25 protein-coding genes are annotated in these 24,508 nt (G+C 70.0%); 12 read left to right on the plus strand and 13 right to left on the minus strand.

Annotated features, from left to right (window positions below):
- Positions 1–164: 164 nt before the first annotated feature.
- The gene (locus BJ969_RS09235; RefSeq protein ID WP_184478454.1) at positions 165–344 is read right to left on the minus strand and encodes a hypothetical protein; all 180 of its coding nucleotides are present in this window, start codon (positions 342–344) and stop codon (positions 165–167) included.
- 231 nt (positions 345–575) lie between these two features.
- Between BJ969_RS09235 and BJ969_RS09240 the strand changes: the two genes are divergently transcribed.
- Complete coding sequence (locus tag BJ969_RS09240) at positions 576–1,415, plus strand: helix-turn-helix domain-containing protein (protein ID WP_343071310.1); 840 nt, start codon at positions 576–578, stop codon at positions 1,413–1,415.
- Positions 1,415–1,594, plus strand: coding sequence for a DUF397 domain-containing protein (locus BJ969_RS09245; RefSeq protein WP_184478456.1), 180 nt, complete (start codon positions 1,415–1,417; stop codon positions 1,592–1,594). Before BJ969_RS09240 ends, BJ969_RS09245 begins: the two co-directional genes overlap by 1 nt.
- Positions 1,595–1,647: 53 nt before the next feature.
- On the opposite strand, the gene BJ969_RS09250 is transcribed toward BJ969_RS09245, so the two are convergent.
- The 4 genes from BJ969_RS09250 to BJ969_RS09265 all read right to left on the minus strand — a co-directional run bounded on the left by BJ969_RS09250 (position 1,648) and on the right by BJ969_RS09265 (position 5,405).
- A complete protein-coding gene (locus tag BJ969_RS09250; RefSeq protein WP_184478458.1) occupies positions 1,648–1,917 on the minus strand; it encodes a hypothetical protein in 270 nt (89 codons plus the stop codon).
- Positions 1,918–1,931: 14 nt separating this feature from the next.
- Positions 1,932–3,275 carry a TRAP transporter large permease subunit gene (locus BJ969_RS09255; RefSeq protein ID WP_184478460.1) on the minus strand — a complete coding sequence of 448 codons (1,344 nt, stop codon included), beginning with the start codon at positions 3,273–3,275 and terminating at the stop codon, positions 1,932–1,934.
- A gap of 109 nt (positions 3,276–3,384) precedes the next feature.
- Positions 3,385–4,221, minus strand: a complete 837-nt coding sequence (locus tag BJ969_RS09260) for an HpcH/HpaI aldolase/citrate lyase family protein (protein ID WP_184478462.1) — start codon at positions 4,219–4,221, stop codon at positions 3,385–3,387.
- Complete coding sequence (locus BJ969_RS09265; RefSeq protein ID WP_184485045.1) at positions 4,218–5,405, minus strand: CaiB/BaiF CoA transferase family protein; 1,188 nt, start codon at positions 5,403–5,405, stop codon at positions 4,218–4,220. Before BJ969_RS09265 ends, BJ969_RS09260 begins: the two co-directional genes overlap by 4 nt.
- A 136-nt stretch (positions 5,406–5,541) precedes the next feature.
- Here BJ969_RS09265 and BJ969_RS09270 point away from each other — a divergent pair, with 136 nt between their 5' ends.
- The 3 genes from BJ969_RS09270 (at position 5,542) to BJ969_RS09280 (ending at position 7,179) form a co-directional block, all read left to right on the plus strand.
- Entirely contained in the window at positions 5,542–6,192 is a 651-nt protein-coding gene (locus BJ969_RS09270; protein WP_221315758.1) for an FCD domain-containing protein, read from the plus strand.
- A 142-nt stretch (positions 6,193–6,334) separates the two neighbouring features.
- On the plus strand, positions 6,335–6,733 hold the full coding sequence (locus tag BJ969_RS09275; RefSeq protein ID WP_184478464.1) for a hypothetical protein: 399 nt from the start codon (positions 6,335–6,337) through the stop codon (positions 6,731–6,733).
- Between the two features lie 11 nt (positions 6,734–6,744).
- Positions 6,745–7,179 carry a protein-tyrosine phosphatase family protein gene (locus BJ969_RS09280; RefSeq protein WP_184478466.1) on the plus strand — a complete coding sequence of 145 codons (435 nt, stop codon included), beginning with the start codon at positions 6,745–6,747 and terminating at the stop codon, positions 7,177–7,179.
- Between the two features lie 17 nt (positions 7,180–7,196).
- Here BJ969_RS09280 and BJ969_RS09285 read toward each other — a convergent pair whose 3' ends face one another.
- A complete protein-coding gene (locus BJ969_RS09285) occupies positions 7,197–7,982 on the minus strand; it encodes an alpha/beta fold hydrolase (protein ID WP_184478468.1) in 786 nt (261 codons plus the stop codon).
- Positions 7,983–7,999: 17 nt separating this feature from the next.
- A complete protein-coding gene (locus BJ969_RS09290) occupies positions 8,000–8,851 on the minus strand; it encodes an HTD2 family dehydratase (RefSeq protein WP_184478470.1) in 852 nt (283 codons plus the stop codon).
- A 322-nt stretch (positions 8,852–9,173) separates the two neighbouring features.
- Between BJ969_RS09290 and BJ969_RS09295 the strand changes: the two genes are divergently transcribed.
- Both BJ969_RS09295 and BJ969_RS30785 read left to right on the plus strand, forming a co-directional pair.
- Positions 9,174–10,340 (plus strand): acyl-CoA dehydrogenase family protein, encoded by a 1,167-nt coding sequence (locus tag BJ969_RS09295; protein WP_184478472.1) that lies wholly within the window; start codon positions 9,174–9,176, stop codon positions 10,338–10,340.
- Between the two features lie 116 nt (positions 10,341–10,456).
- Positions 10,457–11,209, plus strand: coding sequence for a GntR family transcriptional regulator (locus tag BJ969_RS30785; RefSeq protein ID WP_184478474.1), 753 nt, complete (start codon positions 10,457–10,459; stop codon positions 11,207–11,209).
- 61 nt (positions 11,210–11,270) lie between these two features.
- Here the strand turns inward: BJ969_RS30785 and BJ969_RS09305 are convergent, their stop codons facing one another.
- Positions 11,271–11,666, minus strand: a complete 396-nt coding sequence (locus BJ969_RS09305) for a cold-shock protein (RefSeq protein ID WP_184478476.1) — start codon at positions 11,664–11,666, stop codon at positions 11,271–11,273.
- A gap of 307 nt (positions 11,667–11,973) precedes the next feature.
- On the opposite strand from BJ969_RS09305, the gene BJ969_RS09310 reads away from it, so the two are divergent.
- Together BJ969_RS09310 and BJ969_RS09315 are read left to right on the plus strand one after the other, a co-directional pair.
- Positions 11,974–12,438 carry a MarR family winged helix-turn-helix transcriptional regulator gene (locus BJ969_RS09310; protein WP_343071701.1) on the plus strand — a complete coding sequence of 155 codons (465 nt, stop codon included), beginning with the start codon at positions 11,974–11,976 and terminating at the stop codon, positions 12,436–12,438.
- Positions 12,439–12,583: 145 nt separating this feature from the next.
- A complete protein-coding gene (locus BJ969_RS09315; protein WP_184478478.1) occupies positions 12,584–14,044 on the plus strand; it encodes an aldehyde dehydrogenase family protein in 1,461 nt (486 codons plus the stop codon).
- Positions 14,045–14,671: 627 nt separating this feature from the next.
- On the opposite strand, the gene BJ969_RS09320 is transcribed toward BJ969_RS09315, so the two are convergent.
- Together BJ969_RS09320 and BJ969_RS09325 are read right to left on the minus strand one after the other, a co-directional pair.
- Complete coding sequence (locus BJ969_RS09320) at positions 14,672–16,165, minus strand: acyl-CoA synthetase (RefSeq protein ID WP_184478480.1); 1,494 nt, start codon at positions 16,163–16,165, stop codon at positions 14,672–14,674.
- Between the two features lie 113 nt (positions 16,166–16,278).
- Positions 16,279–17,145 carry a p-hydroxycinnamoyl CoA hydratase/lyase gene (locus BJ969_RS09325; protein ID WP_184478482.1) on the minus strand — a complete coding sequence of 289 codons (867 nt, stop codon included), beginning with the start codon at positions 17,143–17,145 and terminating at the stop codon, positions 16,279–16,281.
- A 442-nt stretch (positions 17,146–17,587) separates the two neighbouring features.
- On the opposite strand from BJ969_RS09325, the gene BJ969_RS09330 reads away from it, so the two are divergent.
- On the plus strand, positions 17,588–19,369 hold the full coding sequence (locus tag BJ969_RS09330; RefSeq protein ID WP_221315759.1) for an FAD-dependent oxidoreductase: 1,782 nt from the start codon (positions 17,588–17,590) through the stop codon (positions 19,367–19,369).
- 239 nt (positions 19,370–19,608) lie between these two features.
- On the opposite strand, the gene BJ969_RS09335 is transcribed toward BJ969_RS09330, so the two are convergent.
- Positions 19,609–20,130, minus strand: coding sequence for a hypothetical protein (locus tag BJ969_RS09335; RefSeq protein WP_184478486.1), 522 nt, complete (start codon positions 20,128–20,130; stop codon positions 19,609–19,611).
- A gap of 132 nt (positions 20,131–20,262) precedes the next feature.
- Entirely contained in the window at positions 20,263–21,390 is a 1,128-nt protein-coding gene (locus BJ969_RS09340) for an NDMA-dependent alcohol dehydrogenase (protein WP_184478488.1), read from the minus strand.
- Positions 21,391–21,832: 442 nt separating this feature from the next.
- Here BJ969_RS09340 and BJ969_RS09345 point away from each other — a divergent pair, with 442 nt between their 5' ends.
- Positions 21,833–22,474 carry a carbonic anhydrase gene (locus BJ969_RS09345; RefSeq protein ID WP_184478490.1) on the plus strand — a complete coding sequence of 214 codons (642 nt, stop codon included), beginning with the start codon at positions 21,833–21,835 and terminating at the stop codon, positions 22,472–22,474.
- A 138-nt stretch (positions 22,475–22,612) separates the two neighbouring features.
- Positions 22,613–23,374 (plus strand): MBL fold metallo-hydrolase, encoded by a 762-nt coding sequence (locus BJ969_RS09350; RefSeq protein ID WP_184478492.1) that lies wholly within the window; start codon positions 22,613–22,615, stop codon positions 23,372–23,374.
- 7 nt (positions 23,375–23,381) lie between these two features.
- Here the strand turns inward: BJ969_RS09350 and BJ969_RS09355 are convergent, their stop codons facing one another.
- A complete protein-coding gene (locus tag BJ969_RS09355; protein WP_184478494.1) occupies positions 23,382–24,401 on the minus strand; it encodes a GTP-binding protein in 1,020 nt (339 codons plus the stop codon).
- Between the last annotated feature and the right edge of the window lie 107 nt (positions 24,402–24,508).

The following is a 24,508-nucleotide window of genomic DNA, read 5'->3' on the forward strand; positions in this document are numbered from 1 at the left end:
GGCGGTGTACCGGGCCGGTGAGGAAGTGGCCGCAGGCGCAGGGGATTCGGAACGTTTCGTAGTGCGCGGGCACCAGGTGCCATCCGGTTTCCAGGACCGAGGTCATCCACGTGCAGCCCGCTACCGGGTGGTGGTCGGGGAGCGGGACGACTGATCCGCACCGGTCATGAACCGGCATCGCCGTCGCTCCGGGCGAGGGCGGCGAGCGCTTCGTGGATTCGTTCGCACTTGGTCGCGTCCACGGCGGCCCGGTACGGCTGGCGGCAGTAGTAGCAGGTGCGGATCGTCCGTTCCAGCGGTGTCCAGTCGGACGTCTCCGCCGCGTCCGCGCGGTGTTCGATCATTGATTCGGGTGGGTCGTGACGTTGCATTGCTCAGCCCCCTGCTCGGTCAGGTGAATCCGCGACGCCACTTCCGCTGCGACCGGGCCGTTGCCGAATCCGCTGGTAGCTTCGCTCCGTTTTGGTAATGGCGATCTTCGTAGGAGCATGGTGATCGCCTCAACCGAGTTGCCGGCTGCGCAGCGGGTGAACGTCGGGCGAGCGCCGTGCGGACGAGAACCGGGGAGTGAGCAGGTGGCAGCGACTCCGAAAGCACGTGCGCTGGGCATCGCCGTGCGCAAGATCCGCAACGAACGCCAGGTGACGTTGCGCGAGTTAGGGGAGCGGATCGGACGCCACTCCGGCGAGATCTCGCGTTGGGAGAACGGGGAGCGCCCGTTCACGCCGGAGCGGGTTGCGCAGATCCTCGGGGCGTTGGACGTCAACGGGACGCGATTCCAGGAGATCGTGTCGCTGGCTTACGAGACGAAGAACCCGCCGTGGGTGGCGACGGCGTTGCCCGAGCGGGAGCAGCAGCTGTCGGCCTTGATCGACTTCGAGCAGGCCGCGACGCGGATCACCGAGGTCTCTCCGTTGCTGGTGCCGGGCTTGTTGCAGGAAGCGGGATACATTCGGGCGATCATGGGAGCGGGCGGAGTGCCGTCGAGCGAGGTGTCGGCGCGGGTCGCGCTGCGACTGGGGCGCCGCGAAGTGCTCACGCGAACCGATCCGGTGACCATGCGGGCGTTCCTCGGCGAGGCCGTGCTGCACCAGATCGTCGGCGACGCCGGGACCATGGCGGCGCAGCTGCGGCATCTGGTCGACAGCGCACGGCGCCCGAACGTCGAGCTGCGCGTGGTTCCGTTCCGCAGCGGCTGGCAACCGGCGCTGGAAGGCGCGTTCACACTGCTCGAATCGGAGGTGTCCACCCCGATCGTGCAGTTGGAGAACCGCCGTTCCACCTTGTTCCTGCACGAGGACGACGACATCAGGGCGTACCGCCAGGCCGTTGATCACCTGGACGACATCGCCCTCGGTGCGGCGGAAACGAGCAGAGCCATGGCCCGACGGATCCAGAGTCTGGAGCGAATGTGATGAGCGAACAACGCCGGTGGCTGAAGTCCAGCCGGAGTCAAAACGGCTCCGCGTGCGTGGAGGTGTCGGCGGATCTCCGCTTGGTGCGGGATTCGAAGGACCCATCAGGTCCGGTCTTACGCGTCGACGTGCCCGCGTTCACGGAGGCGGTCAAGCGAGGTCGTTTCGACCGCCGATGATCCGGGGCAGAGTCGCGCGCCCGGAACCCGCTGAGAGTTCCGGGCCCACCGCCTCAGTCCTCGCCCGATGTCCACGGGAATACGTAGGACATCGCGAACCCGAGCAGTCCAGTGACTCCGGCCGCGATGGTCGTCGGCGCGCCGAGCAGGTCGACCGCGCCGGACACCAGGGCGGCGTTGCCGATGACGATGCCAACGGCTTGGACGAGGACCAGCGCGACGCCGAGCACCAGGAACACGACGAGGCAGACCTTGAAAACCGGCATGCTGATCCGCTGCGCGAGGGCGCGGGCGGTGCCGGGCTGGTGGGATTCGTTCGACATGGTTTCCCTTTCGCTCAGGCGGGAACGGGGAGCAGGCCGGTCGCGACGAGCACTCCGATGGCCAGGATCGGCAGCACGAACCAGAGGATGAGCCGCAGGAACGTGCGGGACGGATCGACGCCGGCGATGCCGGTGGCGATGTAGATCGGCGCGGCACCGGGCGGGGAGGCCCCCTCGGTCGAGGCGAAGATGAGGATGGCGGTGGCCGCGGCGGCCGGGGGTGCTCCGGCGGCGGTCAGGGCGCTGAAGGCGACGCCGCCGACCGCGGCGATGGTGGCGGTTCCGGTCAGCGGCGCCGCGATCACGACGAGCAGCAGCCCCACCACCGAGGCGACGATCCACAGCGGAGCCTCGAAGCCTTCCATGATGGTGGTGAGCTGCGCGACCAGTCCCAGCTCGCCGAGGCTGGCCGCCGCAGCGAACGCGAACAGCAGGGTGGCGCCGATGACCGCGTAGCGCGAAGCCATGTTGCCGAGGTACGTGCTCCACTCGCGTCCCGTGCGAGGCAGCCGCCGCCACGCCACGAGCAGCGTCGCGAGGATGGTGAGCACCGGGATCCACACGATGACGCTGATGTCGTCGGCCGCGTCGCCGACGCGGGATTCCAGGAATCGCACGCCGAAATCGAGCGTCAGCACGACCGGGATGGCGATGCCCGCGTACACCAGCAGCGAGCTGAAACCCTGCTTCAGCGCGACCCGCAACGGCGCGATGTCCTCCCCGGAGATCTTCGCGATCTGGAACCGGCGGACCCAGATGAACACCACGACGAACCGGTACAGCACCGTCCACAACCCACCGGCGAAGGCCGCGACGATGAGCTGGTCCGCGCTGAGCACCGGCGCCACCGCCGCCGAACCCAGCAGCAGGAACATCGACGAGCTCGGCGGGATGGAGATCCCCAGCCCGGCGTTGCCCGCGACCAGCGACGCCGCCAGATCGGGCCGCCACCGCGACCGGATCATCCACGGGATCGTCACCGACCCGACGGAGGCGGCGATGCCGGAGCCCGATCCGGCGGGGCCGCCGAGCAGGGCCGCCGCCGATGTCGACACGTACGCGGAACCTCCCCGGAGCCTGCCGAACACCGAGTTGAGCAATGTGACCTGCCGGTCGATGAGGCCGAGCTCGGTCATCAGGTAGCCCATGAACACGAACGCCAGGGCAGCGAACACCACCTCCTCGGAGAGGGCTTCGTCCAGCCCCGCGCTCGCGAGCTCCAGCGCGTCGCCGCCGCCGAACAGGCACACGGCGACGAATCCGACGAGCATCGCTTCGCCGATGTTGCGCTTCAGGACGGTGTTCCAGACGACGATGATCGCGATGTAGGTGATGAGTGCCCACACTGCTACGCCCACGACGAGCTCCTTCGAATCGTTGCGGGGTCACCGGGAAGGTGAGCTGATCGGACGGGCGCGTCGTCGGGACCTGCGACGGCGGCGCCGGACTTCGGTGGCCGGCTCCGGCTCAGCCGCGTTCGGCGAGCCGGTCCGCGAGCGCGAGGGTGCTGCGGGCCTTGGCGATGATGGGCGCGTCGACGAACCGCCCGTCGGGCAGTGCCAGCGCGCCCTCGCCGCCGTGCTGCTCGGCCGCCGCGACGACCTCACCGGCGCGGGCGATCTCCTCGGGTGTCGGGCGGAACGCGGCCCGGATGGTGGGGACTTGGCGGGGATGGATCGCGGAGCGGCCGAACATGCCGAGGGATCTGCCGTGCGCGCAGGACGCCCGCAGTCCCGCCTCGTCGTGGACGTCCGCGTGCACCGACATCGCGACCGGGGGCAGGCCGGCCGCTGCTGCGGCCAGCACCAGCCGCAACCGGAGGTGGTCGAAGGCGCGTTGGTCCGTGATGGACAGTTCCGCCGCGAGATCCTGCTCGCCGAGCCCGACACCGGCGACCCTCGGGTGCGCGCAGATCGCCGCCGCGTCGGTGAGGCCGCGTGCCGATTCCAGCAGCGCCTGCACCGGTGTCGGCCGGTCGCCGAAAGCCTCGTCGACGACGGCGAGATCCCGTACGCCGTGGATCTTCGGGACCCGCACCGCGTCCAGGCCCGGCAGTTCGGCGAGCGCGGCGAGGTCCGCCCGACCGCGTTCCGTCGCCGGATCGTTGATCCGCACGTGCAGTTCGGGACCTGACCTGCGTTCGGCCAGGTGAGCGCACACGTTCTCGCGCGCCACGTCCTTGCGGTCGGCGCCGACCGCGTCCTCCAAGTCGAGGATCACGATGTCGGCGCCGCTGGCCGCGGCCTTGCCGAACCGCTCCGGACGATCACCGGGCACGTAGAGGGAGCACACCGGCGGCGTCATGCCACGACCCCGCTCTCCCGCAGCTCGGCGATGCGCTTCGCGGAGTAGGACAGCTCCGCCAGCACGTCGTCGGTGTGCCGTCCCAGCGGTGGGCCGAGCCAGCGCACTTCGCCGGGCGTGTCGGACAGCCGGAACAGCACGTTCTGCACGGTGGTGGCGCCCAGTTCGTCGTCGTCGAGTTCGACGAAGGTCTGCAACGCCTCGTACTGCGGGTCCTGCGCGATGTCCGAGACGTCGTAGACGAGCGCGATCGCGGCCTGGGCCTGCTCGAACGAGTCGATCACCTCGTCGGCGTCGCGTTCGGCGATCCAGGTGGCGACGGCCGAGTCCAGCTCCTCGACGTGTTCCACGCGCCCGCGTCCGTGCTGGAACCACGGTTGTTCGGCGAGGTCCGGCCGTCCGACGAGGTGCATGACGCGTTCGGCGATGGCCTGCGCGCTGGTGGAGACCGCGACCCAACGGCCGTCGCGGGTGCGGTAGGTGTTGCGCGGAGCGTTGCTGCTGGATCGGTTGCCGGTCCGCGGCGGGATGGTGCCGAGCATCTTGTACGCGGTCATCTGCGGACCGAGGATGCTCACGATCGGCTCGATGATGGCCATGTCGATGACTTGGCCGCGCCCGGTCTCGTCCCTGGCCCGCAGCGCGACCATGATCGCGTAGGACATGGCGAGCCCGGCGATCCCGTCGGCCATCGCCAACGGCGGCAGTACCGGTGGCCCGTCCGGTTCGCCGGTGGATGCGGCGAACCCGCTCATCGCTTCGGCGAGCGTGCCGAAGCCCGGCTGCCGCGACATCGGGCCGTGCTGGCCGAACCCGGTCATCCGGGCGACCACGAGCCGCGGGTTGATCGCTTGGAGGTCGGCGGGGGACAGCCCCCACCGTTCCAGCGTTCCTGGCCGGAAGTTCTCGATGAGCACGTCGGCGTCGGCGCAGAGTTCGCGGATGATCAGCTGGCCTTCGGTGGTGGAGAGGTTCACGGCGGCGGTCCGCTTGTTGCGCGCCAGGGTCTTCCACCAAAGACCGACGCCATCGGCAGATGCGCCGTGGCCGCGCGCCGGGTCGCCGCGGGTCGGGTGCTCGATCTTGATCACGTCGGCGCCGAAGTCCGCGAGCAGCATCGCGGCGGACGGCCCGGCGAACAGGGTCGCGGCGTCGATGACGCGTAATCCGGTGAGGCTGGTCATGGAGATGTAACTTATAAGATGCAACTTGTAAGTCAAGGGTTGTTCGTGGTCGAACCGGGAGCGCTCGGGCAGGTGCGGGAGACTGGTCGTCCGTTTCCCGACACGAAGGATGGCGATGCAGTCAGGAGAACCGGCAGTGAACCGGCCACCGATGAGCAAGGCGGACTACGTCTACGACGTGCTGCTGGGCGAGCTGCGCAACGCCAGCATTCCGGGCGGCACGCCGTTGAAGGCGAACTCCATCGCCGAACGCCTCGGTGTCTCGATCACTCCGGTGCGGGAGGCGTTGCGGCGCCTGGAGAAGGACCGCCTGATCAGCTACGAGAGCCACCACGGCGCCACCGTGATCGACCTCAGCGACGACGCGTTGCGGGAGTTCTACGATGTGCGGGCCGTCGTCGAGGGGCTCGGCGCCAAGCTCGCCGCGGAGCGGATCACCGCGGAGCAGCTCGACGAACTCCGCCGCGTGCACCGCTCGATGCTCGACGACGCGGCTCGGGAACGCCACGACCTGCTCGGCGAGCAGAGCCGCCGCTTCCACCTGCTGATCACCGACATCGGTGGACCGGCGTTCCTGGGGCGGCAGGCTCGGGCCATCCGGAACAGCTACCCGGTGCCCGCGGGGGCGTCGCTGTGGCTGGAACCGGTGCGCGCGCAGGGACACCTCGACGCGCACCAGCAGATCATCGACGCGTTCGCCGATCGGGACGGCTACACCGCCGAGCGGATCATGATCGAGCACGTCCGCTTCAGCGGCAGGTACCGCGCCGACCGCGACGTCGGCTGAACCGGCGAGCGACGTCGGGCGGGAAGAGGTCGGCGGTCGTTCGGCGTCGGGTAGCGGCCTTTCGGCCGAGGTTCCGCTCGGGCCGGGCCAGGCATGCTGGCATGCGTCCCACCGGCCCGTCGTCGCAGGGAGTTGGCTCGTAGTGCCGCGTTCGTTCTCGGTCGTCCTCAAGGCGCTTCTCGGCGTGGTGGTGCTGTGCGTCGTCGTTCTGGTGGTGGTCGGGCCGTCGTCGGTGGCGTTGCACGAGGAAGTGCTGCACGCGGAGCGCTCGCAGGATGCCGGGGTGACCTACGAGTACGGCGGGTCGCGGTACTCCAGCGATCTGTACCTGCTGCGGATTCTGCGGCCGACCGGTGTCGAGTACGAGTTGCACCTGGGGCCGCACGCCGAGGTCTCCTACTACCCGGTGGAGGTCGGCTTCGGGGCGGCCGATGAGCCGCGAATTCACGACGTCCGGTGGCTGCCCGATGGTGTCCGGGTGCTCTTCGCGTCGGGGGAGGCGTTGGAAGTGCCCGCCGACAACTTCCGCAGTGTTCGTTGAGGGATGGTGCCATGACGAACACCTGGCCGTCCGCCGGTGCGGGAGTTCTGCCGCTGCCCTCGGGAAAGCTCGTTCGCGGACGCGGGCTGCGGAACCCGCTGCCCGCGGGGCCGATGCCCGATTTCGCGCTGCACCTGCTCGGTCGCCGTCCTGAACCGGCGGAGTGGGAGAGCCGTTGGGTGCGCTGGCCCGACTTCCGGCTTCCGCTGGACCGGTGGGACTTCGCCGATGCCTTGCGCGACTTGCTGGAGCGGGCGAGTGCCGAACGCGTCGAAGTCGCCTGCGGGGGCGGTGTCGGGCGGACGGGAACCGCGCTCGCATGCCTCGCCGTGCTCGACGGCGTTCCGCGCGCGGACGCGGTCGGCTACGTTCGGCGCCACTACTCGCCGCGCGCCGTAGAAACTCCGTGGCAGCGGAGGTTCGTGCGCCGCTGGAGCGCGAGTTGACAGCGCTACACCGTGCGTCAGCGCGAGTCGGTCAGGAAGTCCACGACCAGGGGTGAGGCGATGTCGCGGAACTCGTCGAAGTAGGCGTGGCGGGCTCCCGGCAGAACGTGCTTGGTGGCATGGGGAATTCGCTCCTCCAAGAGGTCGGCGTTGACGACGGGGGCGAAGCGGTCGGCGTGGCCGTGCAAGATCAAGGTGCGGGACTGGATCTCCGACAGGTGGTCCCAGGCGTCGTGCCGGGCGCTGACCCGCAGGTGCAGGCGGGTGGCTCCCGGCGTCATCGACGGGTCGCCGAGGACGGTGCTCTGCTCCGGCGTGCCGGTCCACGCGTCGGTGTACATCAGCTCGAACAGCGCGCGCCGGCGTTGCGCCGGGTCGGGGTTCATCAACGAGCGGCGCACCTGCTGGTCCCGCTCGACCGCGTGCGCGCCTCCGGGCGTGGTGCACCCGAGCACCAACCGGTCCACCAACTCCGGACGGTCCACGGCGAGCCACTGCGCGATGCGTCCGCCCATCGACGTGCCGTAGACGTGGGCGTGCGAGTGACCGGCCTCGTGCAGCACCGCGGCGGCGTCCGCGGCGAAGGACCTGGTCGTCCAGTCGGCCTCCGGTGCCGACGTGGCCCCGGTGCCCCGGTAGTCGAAGGTGATGGTGCGGAACCGGTCCTCGAAGTCCGAGCGCACCCCGTCCCACCAGCGTTGCGAGTTCGCCTGCCCCTGTAGCAGGAGCAGTGCGGGGCCGTCTTGGTTCCCCTCGACGCGGTAGCCGAGCCGGGCGCCGTCGGTGGTGGTGAACTCGCTCATGGCGGCAGTATCGTCCTTCACCCGAAGCCGACCGTGGCCCGGGCGTGCACGGTGTCGGGGTCGCTTCGCACCGAGAGCTCGGCCTCGTCGGCGGGATCGCCCACCACCAGCACGGGATCTCCGGCGAACACGGGTCTTCGAAGCCGGTAGTCCACATTGGACACAGGGCGATCCGGGATGCCGCGCCGGGCGAGTTCGGTCATCAGCAGGACCAGGATCGGGCCGTGCACGACCAGATCCGGGTAGGACTCGACCTCGCGCGCGTACGGCGCGTCGTAGTGGATGCGGTGCGAGTTCGCCGTCAGCGCGCTGAACCGGAACAGCCGCACCGGGTCACCGGTGAACGACTGCTGCCACGCCGCGTCGGAGGTCGGAAGCCGGTGCGGTCGCGCCACTTCCGGGGTCTTCGCCGTGCTTTCGCCGCTGCGGTAGACGTAGTCCTGCTCCTCGGTCAGGCGCAGGTCGCCCCCTTGGCGGTACTCGCTGCGCACGGTCACGAACGCCATCTCGCCCGAGCGGCCGGTCTTCACCGCGACGGCGCCCAGCGACCGCGTCCGCTCGGCGGGGACGCCCACGGTGAGCGGGCGGGTGACGGTGAGCCTGCCGCCCGCGAACATCCGCCGGCGATCGGGAACGGGCGGCAGGAAGTGCCCGGCCGCGGGATGTCCGTCGTCCCCGAGCTCGCCGTGCGGTGGCCAGTCCAGGAAGTACGCCCAGTGCCACAGCGCGGGCAGTTCGTCGCCCTCGGCGAAACCGTCGCCGGTCTCCAGGACCGCGGCGAGCGCGCCCGCCGGTTCGGGTGGCATCGGGTCCATCTCCACGACCGGTCGCGGAGCCCATCCTCGGAGGTGATCGTCGAGGTTCGACATCGGTGCTCCTCTCGGTGCGCGACGCGCATTTCGATCGGTGCCGCCCGGCGCTCAGGGGAGCGGCCGATGCGTGATTCCGCCGTACAAATGACCCGGCAAGCTTGTGGTTCTGGGTGCGCGGGTGTCAACGCTTCGGCGATGCGGAGTGCTGGATACACCCTGATCAAGTGATTTTCCATTTATGCGGCCGAAAACGGGCATCGGCCATCGATCCAGTTGACCGCATCGGGTCATTGACCCGTCGTCGGATTCCGCCGTACAAATGAGCTGCGGCGCCGCCGACCTGCGCGCCCCACGCCGTCAGCCGGGCAGGAGCGAGATCATGAGCACGCTGGACGTCCTGGACCCCGACGAGCGGCTGATCCTCGACACGGTCCGGGACTTCGTCGACAAGGACGTCAAACCCGTCGCGCGGGAGCTCGAACACGCCGACACCTACCCGGAGGCGCTGATCGAGCAGATGAAGAGCCTCGGCATCTTCGGTCTCGCCATTCCGGACGAGCACGGCGGCACACCGGTGTCCACGGCGTGCTACGTGCTCATCACCGAAGAGCTGGCGCGCGGATGGATGAGCCTGGCCGGGGCGATGGGCGGGCACACCGTCGTTTCGAAGCTGCTGCTGCACTTCGGCACCGAGCAGCAGCGCCGCCACTACCTGCCGCGGATGGCCACCGGCGAGATCCGCGCGACCATGGCGTTGACCGAACCCGGCGGCGGGTCCGACCTGCAGGCCATGAGCACGCACGCCCGGCGCGACGGGGACGGCTACTCCGTCAACGGGTCCAAGACGTGGATCACGAACTCGCGGCGATCCCAGCTGATCGCGTTGCTGTGCAAGACGAATCCGGACGCCGATCCCGCGCACCGGGGCATCTCGATCCTGCTGGTGGAGCACGGTCCGGGCCTGACCGTTTCCCGGGACCTGCCGAAGCTGGGCTACAAGGGAGTGGAGAGCTGCGAGCTGTCCTTCACCGACTACCGCGCCCCTGCCGACGCGGTGCTCGGCGGGGTCGAGGGCGGGGGTTTCGCGCAGATGATGAAAGGACTGGAGACGGGCCGCATCCAGGTCGCCTCCCGCGCGCTGGGCGTGGGCCGGGCCGCGCTGGAGGATGCGCTGCGCTACGCCCAGGAGCGGGAGAGCTTCGGCAAACCGATCTGGAAGCACCAGTCCATCGGGAACCTGCTCGCCGACATGGCCACCAAACTCACCGCGGCCCGCCAGCTCACCCTCCACGCGGCGCGGGAGGCCGATGCGGGCCGCCGGGTGGACATGGAAGCGGGCATGGCGAAGCTGTGCGCGTCCGAGACGGCGATGGAGATCGCGCTGAACGCGGTGCGGGTGCACGGCGGTTACGGCTACTCCACCGAATTCGACGTGGAGCGCTACTTCCGCGACGCTCCCCTGATGATCGTGGGGGAGGGGACCAACGAGATCCAGCGCAACGTGATCGTCTCGCAGCTGGTGTCGCGCGGCGGCCTGGACGCGTGAGCGGCCCGGGAGGTCGGCTCGACGAGCCGGGTGATCGCGGGGGTTTTCGCCGTCGGCGAAGGGAAAACGCCGGTTGAACCGGGTGGGTTCCACGGGTGGAAGGGGAGGTGACGGGCGTGGCGGCAGCGGGTGCGGATGGCCGCGAGAGCGCCTACTCGCGGCTCGAACGCGAGCTGCGCGCCGCCATCCTGCGGCGCGAATATCCCGAAGGCACCCGGTTGCCCACGGAGGCCGAGCTCGCCGAGGACCACCGGGTGAGCCGCCAGACGGTGCGCCGCGCCTTCCAGGACCTCGTGGCCGAGGGCATGGTGCACCGGGTCCCGGGGCGCGGCACGTTCGCGTCGCCGCGCGACGAGCAGTACCTGCGCCAGTTCGGTTCCGTCGACGACCTGATGGGCTTGTCCCTGGACGCCACGATGATGCTGGTGGCGCCGTTGCGGAGGCAGATCGATCTGGACGCCGCGGGCAGGCTGCGGGTGCGGACCGACCGGGTGCACACGCTGTCGTTCCTGCGGTTGCACGACGAAGTGCCGTTCTGCCTCACCACCGTGTACCTCCCGCCGGCGGTGGGATCACTGCTGGAATCGGTACCGGAGCTGACCGAAGTGGGCGCCCGCAGCGAGGTGACGATCATCGGACTGCTCGACGAGCGGATGGCCGACCCGATCGCGGAAGCCGAGCAGAGCATCACCGTCGGCCACGCCTCGTCGACCGTGGCCGAGCACCTGCGGTGCGAACCGCGTCGCGACCTGCTGCGGATCGACCGGATCTACCACGACACGGCGGGTGTGCCCGTGGAGCTCGCGGTGAGCCACTTCCTCCCCGAGCACTACTCCTACCGGGTGCACCTCCGCCGCACGCTCCGCTGAACCCGCATTCGGCCGCTGCGCACCGAGCCCGTCGTGGGCCGGTGCGGTACCGCGCGGAGCCTCAGGCTTCGATCCAGTTGTGCGTGCGGGCGAGGTCGGTGAGCTTGCGGCGCACTTGCAGGATCTGCGCGGCGGTCAGGGTGGGGACCGCGTCCAGCAGTGCTTCGGTGAGTTCGGTGCGGAATTCGAGCACCGACAGCACGTCGCACAGGCCGTCGTCGTCGTGGTCCCGGCGCGGCCGGCCTTCCGGTTCGGCGTCCAGCAGCCGCACGTTCGAGGCCTTCAGGCCGCGGTCGCCGGCTTCGATCGCGAACTCGACGCGGGCCCCCGGCCGGAACTGCTGCTTGGCCTCTTGGATGTCGTTCGCGTGCACGAAGACGTCTTCGCCGCCGTCGTCGGGCGCGAGGAAGCCGTAACCACGATCGTCGTCGAACCGGACGACCTTGCCGTTCACCATCGAGTGAACCCCCATGAGTCGGTTGCAGAGCTGAACTGGTGCCGGTTGGCATAGTAATGACGCGCTCGCGACGGGCGGGAGTCGGCTCGTCCGATCGGCCGCCGAGGATGGTCCGTGCGGCAGACGACCTTCGTCATCGGTCCACAGTAGATTGATGCGGGTCCGGGCTCGGGGGAACGAGCCGCGAATGAGATCAGCAATGCTGATCTGTTCGTGGACTGTGCTGGTCGTGCAGGTGATGCGGATGCGTCCGTTCGGAGGTGACATCATGGCGCGGGTGAGCAGCCAACCAGAGCGGTCCGGTCCGGTGGACGAGGCGGATGCCGCGCTCCCGCATCCACCGTTGACGCTGTACCTCGTCAAGAGGCTGGAGCTGGTGATCCGGGCGCTGATGGACGACGCGCTGCGCCCGCTCGGGTTGACCACGTTGCAGTACACGGCGTTGACCGTGCTGCAGAACAAGGGTTCGCTGTCGTCGGCCCAGCTGGCCCGCCGCTCGTTCCTGCGTCCGCAGACCATGCACGAAATGGTGCTGACCCTGGAGAAGCGCGGTCTGATCGCGCGCGGGCAGGACGAGGCGAACAAGCGGGTGCTGCTCGCGTCGCTGACCGATGCCGGGTCGCGGTTGCTCGCCGAGTGCGCGCCCGCGGTGCTGGAGTTGGAGGCCGAGCTGCTGGCCGACCTCAGTCCGGGGCAGCGCGAAACGTTCCGGGAAGGGCTGGAGCACGGCATCGCCACGCTCGCCGCGGTCTCCGAGGCTCGGCGGGCCTGAGCGGCGCGTCGGCAGGCGGCGGCGCATCGCCCGCGCGTGCCGCGCAGGAATCCGGATCTTGATGTCCGGTGACGCCTTGTCCTCCGCGTCCCGATGTAACATTATCAGGAACCCTGAGCCTCCAAGTGGCGAACGGGAGCGGATCATGGGATTGCTGCAGGACGCGGACTGGACCGGCCGGATCTTCACCGACGGCTGGCGAGCAGGCACCGGCGGTCCGCCGCACCAGGCGATCGAACCGGCCACCGGCACCGTGCTGGCCGAAGTCGGACAGGCGAGCGCGCACGACGCCCTCGACGCCGCGCGCCGCGCCGAACAGGCACAACGGGACTGGGCCGCGACACCCGCGTTCGAACGCGCCGCCGTGCTCTCCCGCGCGGCCGTCCTGTTCGAGCAGCACGCCGCCGAAATCGGCGACTGGATCGTGCGCGAATCCGGCTCCACCCGGTTCAAAGCCGGCATCGAAACGAATGCCGCCACCGCCGAAAGCACCGAAGCCGCCGCGCTCGCCTCCGCGCCGCACGGCGAACTGCTGCACTCGCCGATGCCCCGGTTCAGCGTGCAACGCCGCGTCCCCGCAGGCGTCGTCTCGGTGATCTCCCCGTTCAACTTCCCGTTGATCCTCTCCATCCGGTCGGTGGCACCGGCATTGGCACTGGGCAACGCGGTCCTGCTCAAACCCGACCCGCGCACCGCGGTCTGCGGCGGAGTCGTGATCGCTCGCATCTTCGAAGAAGCCGGACTGCCGCCGGGCGTGCTGCAACTGCTGCCGGGCGGAATCGAAGTCGGCAGCGCCCTGATCGACGCGCCGCAAGTGCGCGTCGTGTCCTTCACCGGATCCACCCCCGCAGGCCGGGCCATCGGCGCGCAAGCGGCGAAGACGTTCACCCGCACGCACCTCGAACTCGGCGGCAACAGCGCGCTGATCGTGCTCGACGACGTGGACGTGGCGGCAGCGGCGTCCTGCGGCGCGTTCGGCAACTTCATCCACTCCGGACAGGTCTGCATGGCCGTGGGCAGGCACCTGGTGCACGAATCGATCTACGAGGAGTACGTCGACGTGCTGGGCCGCAAAGCCGACGCGCTGCGGGTCGGCGACGGCTACCGGGACGACGTGCAGCTCGGCCCCATCATCGACGGCGAGCAGCTCGACCACGCGAAGGACCTCGTCGACCGCAGCGTCGCCGCCGGAGCCCGGCTCGTCGCGGGCGGCACCCACGAAGGGCTGTTCTACCGGCCGACGGTCCTCGCCGACTGCACCTCCGACACCCCGGCCTACGCCGAAGAGGTGTTCGGGCCCGTCGCCAGCGTGCGCCCGTTCTCCGACGTGGACGAAGCGGTCGCACTCGCCGCCGACAGCGAATTCGGCCTGAGCCTCGGCGTGCTCGGCAACGACCTCGCCACGGCGATGTCCATCGCCGACCGCATCCCGTCCGGACAGGTGCACATCAACGACCAGACCGTCAACGACGACGCCAACGCGCCGTTCGGCGGAGTCAGGGCGTCCGGCTCGTCCAGAGTCGGCGGGCCGCACGCGAACGCGGAAGCCTTCACCGAAACCCAATGGGTCACCCTCAGGCCCACCGCACCCACGTATCCGTTCTGACCCTGGTTCGGCTTGGTGCGTGGGCGGGTTGTGGAGGTGAGTTCGGCTTGGCGTGCGGGGTCGGGTTTTTGAGCCGGGCCCGGTTTGGGCGTGTGGCTGGGCTTTGGAGTCTTGTTCGGCTTGGCGTATGGCGTCGGGTTTTAGAGCCTTCCCCGGTTGGGCGTGTGGTTGCTGTGGTGCGTGGAATGCCGGGTTTACTGATTGCTTCCACGGCTGGTGTTGCTGGGGTGTCCGGGTAGCGGAACCTCAGTCTGTCTCTCGCTGCGGGATCTTTTTCCCGAGTGGCTCCGCCACGAGGGAAAAAGCTGTCCTCGCGAGAGACCGACTGAGAACCCGCCGGTGGTCGGCTTTTGGACGTGGGCTATTCGCTGCGCGAATACAGGCACGGCCTTCGGCCGCAAGGCAGGCTGGCTTCGCCGCCCAAGGCACGGCTACGCCGCGGGGCACGGCCTTCGGCCGCAAGGCACGGCTTCGCCGCTAGACACTGCTTCGCCGCTAGACACGGCTTCGCCGCTAGACACGGCTTCGCCGCTAGACACGGCTTCGCCGCTGGGCGGGGTGGCTTTGCTGTCCTGAGTGTGGGTTCGGCTTGAGGTGGCGGCTTTGTCGTCTTGGGGAGCTGGTCGGTCAGTCGCCGTGGAGGTCTCGGACTTCTGCTTTGCGGATCTTGCCGGAGCCCGTGGTGGGGAGGTGGTCGGCGAAGCGGACCGAGCGGGGGACCTTGTAGCCCGCGAGCCTGCCGCGCAGGTACTCCAGCAGGGCTGCGGGGTCGATGGTGGTGCCGGGGGCGGGTACTACGACGGCGCGGCCCACCTCGCCCCACTTGGCGTCCGGGACCCCGATCACCGCGCAGGCCGCGACGCCGGGGAAGCCGTGGACGGCGTTCTCCACCTCGGCGGGGTGCACGTTCTCGCCGCCGGAGATGAACATGTCCTTGAGGCGGTCGACGATGTAGACGTAGCCGTCCGCGTCGACCGTGGCCACGTCACCGGAGTGGAACCAGCCGTCGCGCAGCACCTCGGCCGTCTCGGCGGGCAGGCCCCAGTAGCCGGGCATCACGTTCGGGCCGCTGACCAGGACCTCACCGTGCTCGCGCGGGTCGACGTCGCGGCCGGACTCGCCGACGACGCGCACGTCGGTGAAGAACGACGGCACCCCGGCCGAGCCGATCTTGCCGGTGGCGTGCTCGCGGTCCAGCAGCAGCGCCCCGGGTGCGGTCTCGGTCATGCCGTAGCCCTGCACGAAGCTCAGCCCGCGCTCCAGGTAGCGGCGGATCGTCGCGGTCGGCACCGGGGAACCGCCGCACAGCAAGGTGCGCACTCCCGACAGGTCCGTGTCGAGCCAGCGCTCGTGCGCGGCGAGCGCGTCGTACATCGCGGGCACGCCGAACATCAACGTCACCCGCTCGCGCTCGATCGCGGCCAGCGCCGCCGCCGGGTCGAAGGACGAGTGCAGGACCACCGTGCCGCCCTTGAGCAGCGTGGGCAGGCACACCATGCCCAGCGCGGCGGCGTGGAACAGCGGAGCGGCGACCAGCGCGCACTCGTCGGCGGCCAGGTCGGTTTCGACCAGCACGTTCACGCAGTTCCAGGTGAGGTTCCCGTGCGTGAGCACCACGCCCTTGGCGCGGCCGGTGGAACCCGAGGTGTACATGATCAGGCACGGATCGTCGGTGCCCACCGGCAAGTCCACCCGTTCCGCCGGGGTGTCGGCGCCGAGTCCGATCTCGCCGTCGGCGGCCACCGCGACCGGGCGGGCGCGAGTGGTGAGCGCGGCGACCGTCGCGGCGTGCTCGGAGGTGTGGATCAGGAGGGTAGCGCCGGAATCGTCGAGCACGTGCTCGATCTCCGGTGCGGTCAGCCGGAAGTTCACCGGCACGAACACCGCCCCCGTCGAGCCGCACGCGAACAGGACTTCCAGGTACGCGGGATGGTTCGGTCCCAAGTAGGCGACCCGGTCGCCGGGGCGCACCCCCGCCGCCCGCAGGCCGTGCGCGAGGCGCCGCACCCGGACGTCGAGCTCGGCGTAGGTGGTGGACCTGCCGTCGTGGCGCAGCGCGGTCCGGTGCGGCGTCATCCTCGCCCGCCGAACGGGCCAGGAGCCGAGACCCTGGTTTCGCAACGGGTTCACCTTTCGCCGGGCGTCCGCCGGACGCGGACCGCGGTCTCCTGGGACGATCTCGCGCCGGGCCTCGGCGGGCGAGACCCGGCGCGGTGAATTTCCGCCGAGCGGCGCTACTTCTCCGGGTCGAAGGTGCTCAGGCCCGGCCGGTAGGTCTTGTCGTCCAGGAACTGGCTGAGGCCCTTCGCGCGGGCTCCGGCCTGGTCGGCGAACTGCGACTGGTCGAGCTTCGCGTACAGGTAGTCCTCGGACTGGTCCCACGGCATGTCCGCGGCCACCTTGTAGCCGACCTTCGCGGCGTGCAGCACCACCTGGTTCATCGAGGCGAGCTTCGACGCGAGCTCGCGGGTGCGTTCCCGCAAGCGTTCGGCGGGCACCGCCTCGTTCACCAGCCGCATGCGCGCGGCCTCGGTTCCGTCGAAGGTCTCGCCGGTCATGATGTGGTACAGCGCGTCGCGCTGGCTGACGGTCGCGGCGAGCGCGCGGCTGACGACGCCGCCGGGCGGAATTCCCCAGTTCACCTCGGAAAGCCCGAACTGCGCGCGTTCGTCGGCGATGGCCAGGTCGCACGCGACGAGCGGGGTGAAGGCCCCGCCGAAGCACCAGCCGTTGACCATCGCGATCGTCGGCTTGATCCAGTGCGCGAGCCGCTTCCACTGCCACTCGGCGCTGGCGCGGCGAACCCTGGTCTGCACGGCGGCGCTGCCGGTCGCGTCGACCTCGCGGAAGTACTCCTTGAGGTCCATGCCCGCGGAGAACGATTCGCCCGCCCCGGTCAGCACGAGCACGCGGCACCGGTCGTCGCCTTCGAGGTGGTCGAGCACGCGGACCATCTCGTCGTTGAGCGCCGGGTTCATCGCGTTGCGCTTGTCCGGCCGGTTCAACGTCACCCAGGCGATGCCGTCCTCGAACTCCACCTGCACCGTGTCGCCCCAGGGCTCGGGGGCCCCTCGCCGTTCGTCGTTCACCGCAGCACTCATCGGCCACCTCGCTGTGTTCATCAGGTTTCCTGATGGATTTTTTACAGCGCGACCGGCCTTCGGTCAAGGTCGGCGGGCGGGTGGTGATCCCGCCTCGGCGCCTCGTCGTGACGCGGCCGGGATCGCGGGATTCGATCGGGCGGTGATCAGGGTCACGATCGAAAATCGGCGAAGTGGCGCGGAGGTGTTCCGGCTTCACTTCGTGCGGAAATTGCTTTCCGGGAAGATGTCCGGATTCGGTCCACTGTGGACGAAATGCCCGCTTGGCGCCCCGGAGTCTTGATCATGGGTGGGGCGGCGGTTGTAATCCGTGCTGAACTCGGGCCGCCGCACCGGCCCGGCGAGCCCGATCAGAGGGCCCGCCGCGCGGTGGTGCGGACGGAACGCCCTGCTCGGACCGTCCGCAGCGATCCGGATCAGCGACCGTTGCGGAGGAATGCAGATGACGGTGTCCGAACCCCCATCCGGACCCCCGGTGGAGACCGATGTCCTGATCATCGGATCCGGTCCGGCCGGAGCCTCGGCCGCCCTGTTCCTGTCCACGCTCGGCGTGGACAACGTCATGGTGACCAAGTACCGCTGGACCGCGAACACACCCCGCGCGCACATCACCAACCAGCGCACCATGGAGATCTTCCGCGATGTCGGCATCGAGCAGCAGGTCCTCGCCGAGGCGACCCCGCACGAGCTGATGGGCGACACCGTGTTCTGCACCGCCATCGCCGGTGAGGAACTCGGCCGGATCCGCACCTGGGGGACCCACCCGGCGCGGCACGCCGACTACGAGCTCGCCTCGCCGTCGTGGAACTGCGACATCCCGCAGACCTACCTCGAACCCATCCTGGTCAAGAACGCCACCCAGCGCGGCACCCAGACCCGGTTCGCCACCGAATACCTGTCCCTGGAGCAGGACGCCGACGGCGTCACCGCTCGCGTGCGGGACCGGTTCACCGGGCACGAGTACGACATCCGCGCCCGGTACCTGATCGGTGCTGACGGGGCGAGGTCGCGGGTCGCGGAGGACGTCGCGCTGCCGATGCGGGGTGAGCTCGACACCGCCGGGTCGATGAACATCACCTTCAGCGCGGACCTCGCCGAGCACGTCGCGCACCGGCCCTCGGTGCTCTACTGGGTGGTGCAGCCCGGAGCGAACGTCGGCGGCATCGGCACCGCCGCGGTGCGCATGGTCCGGCCCTGGCACGAGTGGATGATCGTGTGCGGCTACGACGTGCGCGGCGAGCCGCCGGTGCTCGACGACGACGGGGCCACGGCGATCGTGCGGCGGCTGCTCGGACTGCCGGAACTCGACGTGAAGATCACCGGAACCTCGTTGTGGGGCAACAACGAGCAGTACGCCACGCGGTTGCAGTCCGGGCGGGTGTTCTGCGCCGGGGACGCGGTGCACAAGCACCCGCCGAGCAACGGCCTCGGCTCCAACACCTCCATCCAGGACTCCTACAACCTGGCGTGGAAGCTCGCCGCCGTCCTGCGCGGGCAGGCGTCGGAAGAGCTGCTGGCGACCTACACGGCGGAACGCGCGCCGGTGGCCGAGCAGATCGTGTTGCGCGCCAACCGATCCGGGCGCGAGTTCGGCCGGTTCTTCGAAGCGCTCGGCATCGCGGAACCGGGTTCGGACGCCGAGATGGTCGAGAACATGGAGCAGCGCAAAGCGGCCACCCCGGACGGCGTCGCCAAGCGCGACGCGCTGCGGTCGGCGATGGAGCTCAAGGACTACGAGTTCAACGCCCACGGCGTGGAACTGGGCCAGTTCTACGAGTCCGCCGCGATCGTCGCCGACGGCTGCGCTCGACCCGAACCGGAACGCGACCCGGAGCTGTACTACCAGCCCTCCACGATTCCCGGCTCGCGGTTGCCGCACGCGTGGGTCGGGGACAGCACCCGGAAGCTCTCCACCCACGACCTCGCGCCCGCCACCGGGTTCACGCTGCTCACCGGCATCACCGGACAGGTCTGGAAGGACGCCGCGGACAAGGTCGCCCACGAGCTCGGCGTGGAGCTGAACACCGTGGTGATCGGCCCCGGCCGTGAAATCACCGACCTGTACTTCGACTGGTCCCGGCTGCGGGAGGTCGAGGAGGACGGCGTGCTGCTTGTCCGGCCGGACAAGCACATCGGCTGGCGCTCCCGGCGATTGCCCGCGGACCCGACCTCGGCCCTGCACGAGGCGATGAGTTCGATCCTCGGATCGAGCGCCCGCGCGTAGGGGTCCGTTCAGAATGATCTTTCGGTCCTTGTCTTGTCAGCGGCGGAGCCGCTGAGCAGTGACCGGCTTGAGCAGGCCGACCACCGGCGGGTTCTCAGCGGCTTCCTCGTGAGGACAGCGATTTCGCCGGGTATGGAAATCGCAGCGCCATACCGAGAAAACGGGCAGCGAGGAAGCCGCTGAGGCCGCTGAGCGACCCGCTACGCAGGTCATCCTGAAAGGACTCCTTAGCGGACGAGCTACTCGTGCATGGACTTCGCGAGTTCGTTGGCGATGCGGAGGTCGAGTCCGAGCCGTTCGCGCAGCAGGCGGACGACCTCGATCTCCGCCTTGTGCTCGACCAGCGGGCGCAGCCGGGCGTCCAGTTCCGGGTCGCGCTCGCGGATCTCCCGCACGACCTCGGCGTACCCGGTGGGGTGGTCGTCGTGCTCGACGAGCCGGTCGGTGAGCAACTTGGCCTGCAAGAGCGACACCGCGGGAATCGCCTCGCGCAGCACCGAGACCGCGCGGGCCTGGTCACCGGAGCGCATCAGCTCGCGCACCGCCTGCCGGATGTCCCACGGGACCGGGATCGCCCACAGCAGCTCGCGCTGGCGCTGCGCGCTGAAACCCTGCCGGAACCGCAGCCACTTGCTCAGCGCCACCAGCACCAGGGCGATCGCCAGCAGCACCAGCACGAGCACGAACACGACGCGCATCGGATCGGTCGGCGCGGCCTGCGGCGCGGCGATCGGCGCACCGAGCAGGAGGAAGATCGGCATGATCGCGATCATGCCCGAGCGCGTTCCGCCGCGGGAGCACGGGTACCCCGGCGCTGCGCCGGTCGCCGTCCGCGCCGCGTCCGGACGGGGGAGCGCGGTGCGCCCTCGCGCGCCCGGACGCGGCTCAGCGGATCACCAGTCGGCGTCGGTGTAGCGGACGATGCCGCGCAGGTTCTTGCCCTCCCGCATGTCCTGGTAGCCCTTGTTGATCTCGTCCAGCGAGTAGGTCCGGGTCACCAGCTCGTCGAGCTTCAACCGCCCCTGCCGGTAGAGCTCCAGCAGTCGCGGCACCTGGGTGCGCGGGCTCGCGCCGCCGAAGATCGCGCCCTGGATGCGCTTCTGCAGCAGCGTGAGCTCGAACATGCCGATCTTCGCGTCGGTGGCGGTCATGTCGGCGAGCGCGGTCACCACGACCTGCCCGCCCTTGCCGGTGATCGCCAGCGCCTCGCCGAGCTGATTGCCCTGGAGCTCGCCGACGGTGAGGATCGTGGTGTGCGCGAGGCGGCCCCAGGTGACGTCGTGCAGCGGCTCCAGCGCCTCCTCCATGGACGCGAAGGTGTGGGTGGCGCCGAACTCGACGGCCTTCTCCCGCTTGAACTCCACCGGGTCGATCGCGGCGACGAAGCGGGCGCCCGCGGCAGCGGCGCCCTGCACCGCGTTGATGCCGATGCCGCCGGCGCCGACGACGACCACGGTGTCGCCGGGACGCGTCGCGCCGACCTCCGTCGCCGAACCCCATCCCGTCGACACACCGCATCCCAGCAGGGCGGCGGTCTCCAGCGGGATGTCGTCCTCGATCTTGATGACGCTGGACTGGTTGACCGTCACGTACGGCGCGAAGGTGCCCAGCAGGCACATCGGGGCCACCGGCTTTCCGCGGTGGGTCACCCGGTGGGTGCCGTCGGAGATGGCTTGACCGGTGAGCAGCCCGGCGCCCTGGTCGCAGAGGTTCTGCATCCCGGCCGAACAGGGCCGGCAGACCCCGCACGCGGGGATGAAGCCGAGGACCGCGTGATCTCCTTCCTGCACCCCGGTGACGCCGGGGCCGACCTTCGTGACCACGCCGGCGCCCTCGTGTCCGCCGAGCACCGGGTACACCGGGACCGGCATCGCGTTGGTGCGCAGGTGCTCGTCCGAGTGGCACAGGCCCGTCGCCGCCAGTCGGAGCTGCACCTCGCCCGCGACGGGATCGCCGATCTCGATCTCGTCGACGGCCCAATCCTGACCAGGTTCGTGAAGGAGTGCGGCCTTGGTTCGCACGATTCTGTCCTCCCGCGAGGAGTGGGCGGACAGCGTGGTCCGCCGGGAAGCGATGGCGTCGTCGGCATCGGGCGGGGAGCGGAAGCGATCCCGCGTCCCGGCCACGGGGAAGTAAGTGACCTGAGTCTCATGCAGACCGTGTCATGTGTCGCGGCAAGCGGTCAAGCGGTCAGCGTTGACTCCGTTGGGTGCAGGAGCGAGCCTCGACGGGGTGCGCATTCCGCCCGTTCGGCGCATTGCCCGGGGGCGCTCGGTCGTGCTGGCTGCAGTGAACGGGGCCGTCGGTGCTGGTGCGAACGGCGGCGAACGCCGTCGCTCTCCGCGAGCGCCCGCGCCCGGAGAGTTCCGGCGCGGAGCGCCCGCCGGGCCCGCGGCCACTTACCGCGCCCCATCGTGATCGCGCGCACCGCTGAATCGGCGTGACCTGCGGTAGCTTGCGAATATGCCATTCTCCGATCCGGCCAATCCCGCCGAAGCCCTCCAGCTCCTGATCCAGGGCAACAGCCGCTTCGTGGACGGCACCCGGCTGCACCCGAACCAGGACGCCGACCACCGGACCGCGCTGGCGCCGGGGCAGACGCCGTTCGCGGTGCTGTTCGGCTGCTCCGACTCCCGGCTCGCCGCCGAGATCATCTTCGACCGCGGGCTGGGCGACCTGTTCGTGGTGCGCACCGCAGGGCACGTCGCCGGGTCCGAAGTGCTCGGCAGCATCGAGTACGGCGTCGGCGTGCTCGGCACCCCGCTCGTCGTGGTGCTCGGGCACGACTCCTGCGGGGCCGTCACCGCCGCCTCCAACGCCTACGACGACGGCAACTCGCCCACCGGCTACGTCCGCGACGTGGTCGAACGGGTGTACCCGAGCGTGCTCAGCGCCCGCGCCGCCGGTCGCACCTCGATCGACGAGATGGTCGACGAGCACATCCGCAAGACGACCGACTTCCTGGTGGAGCGCTCCGGCGTGCTGGCCGAGAAGATCTCCACGGGCGAGTGCGCGGTGGCGGGCCTGTCCTACCGCCTACACGAGGGCACCGTCCGGCTCGTGTCCGGCCACGGCGCTCTCGGCGAGCACCTGGTGACGAGCTGATCGACGCCCCTCCAGCCGGTGGTGCGCGGCGGGCCGAACTGCGGAGCTCCGGAGCTCGCCCCGCCGTGCCACCGCGCAGGTGACCTCGCTGTTCCCGCTGCTCGTCGATGCGGCATGATCGACGTGGGAGGGGATCCGATGAGCGAGAGCCGCGTCGTCCAGGCGGCCGAAGGTACGTACCTGGTCCACGGGAGCAGCACCAACTGGGTCATCCTCGTCGAAGACGATTCGGTGACGCTGATCGACGGCGGTTACCCCGACGACGCGGACGCCGTGGAGGCCTCGGTGCGCGAGGTCGGGTACCGGATGCGCGACGTGGAAGCCGTCCTGGTCACGCATGCGCACGTGGACCACATCGGGTCGCTGCCGCACCTGACGCGCAAGTACGGCATCCCCGTCCACCTGGACCGGGTCGAGGTGGCGCACGCGAAGCGCGAATACCTCCAGCAGTGCACCCCGAAGCAGATCGTCGCCAACGCGTGGCGTCCCGGAGTGCTGCCGTGGGCGGCGCACGTGCTGCGGGCCGGGGCGTTGAAGCCGTGCGCGATCCCGTCCGCCGAGCCCTTCCCCCGCGAAGGCGCGCTGGACCTGCCGGGCAGGCCGGTGCCGGTGCCCACCCACGGTCACACCTCCGGGCACAGCAGCTACCACCTGCCGGAGCGCGGGGTGCTGATCAGCGGCGACACGGTGATCACCGGGCATCCCACGTCGCGGGCCAAGGGGCCGCAGATGCTGCTGCCGATGTTCCACCACGACGGTGCTCGCGCCCTGCAGTCGCTGGACTCGCTGGAGGGCCTGCGCGCGGACGTGCTGCTGCCGGGCCACGGTCCGCTGCGCACCGGCTCGCTGAGCAAGGCACTGGGCGAGGCGAGGGAGAACGCCGCGCGCCACTTGCGGTGAGGCCGCCTCAGGCGGTGAAGCGCAGGACCGGCAGCATCGCGTACTCGTCGGCGTCCTCGGGTGCCTCGGCGGCGCAGTCCGCGAGGCGCGCGCGGAGGTCGGCCGCGTCCAGGTCGGTGCCGATCAGCACCAGCGCCGTGCGGTGCGCTTCGCCGCTCGACCACGGCGCGCGGTGGAATCGCACGTAGTTGCCCACGGTGTGGAGCAGGAACTTCTGCCGGTGCCCGGGAATTCCGAAGTGGACGGTGCCTTTCATGCGGTAGAGGCCGCTGGGCCGGTCGTCCAGGAAGCCCATCAACGCCCGCGGGTCCAGCGGCCGGTCCGAGGTGAATTCCACGCTCTGGTAGGCGGAATGCGCGTGCTCGGAGCAGTCGTGCTCGGCGAGGAGGTCCGTGAAGGACAGTTGCCGCGGGCCGGTGTCGGCGGGCCGTTCCGGATGGTCGAACAGGAACGCCGGATCCACCTGGCCGCGCACCGCCTCCAGCACCGGGGCGCCGGGCGCTTCGGCGTCCACCGTCGCGCGCAGCGCGGCGAGCTCGTCCGCCGACACGCGGTCGACCTTGTTCAGCACCACCGCGTCGGCGTAGCGCAGGTGCGCGGCGAACTCCGGATGGCGCCGGCGGGTGGCGTCGAACTCGACGGCGTCCACCACCTCCACCAGCCCGCCGTAGCCGGTGTTCGGGTCCTCCCCGGCCAGCAGCATCCGGATCAGCTCGCGCGGATCGGCGAGACCGCTGCACTCCACGACGATCACGTCGATGCCCGCGCTCGGCTCCGCCAGCCGCGCCAGCATGGCGTCCAGGCCGCTCGCGTCGACCGCGCAGCACAGGCAGCCGTTGCCCAGCGACACCATCGAGTCGACCTGGCCGGCCACGTTCATCGCGTCGATGTTGATGCTGCCGAAGTCGTTGACGACCACGCCGATCCGGGTGCCGCCCGCGGTGGCGAGCAGGTGGTTGAGCAGCGTCGTCTTGCCCGACCCGAGGAAGCCCGCGACCAGCACCACCGGGATCTGCCTGCCTGCCACGGAATTCCTCTCAGGATGAGCTGCGCAGTGGTTGAGAACTCGCCGCCGGCGGGGCGCAGGCCGTGCTGCGCGAACCCGCCCCCGCCGAACCTACCGGGGGCGCCACG

Origin of the sequence: Saccharopolyspora gloriosae (assembly GCF_014203325.1) — a bacterium.
Taxonomy (GTDB): domain Bacteria; phylum Actinomycetota; class Actinomycetes; order Mycobacteriales; family Pseudonocardiaceae; genus Saccharopolyspora_C; species Saccharopolyspora_C gloriosae.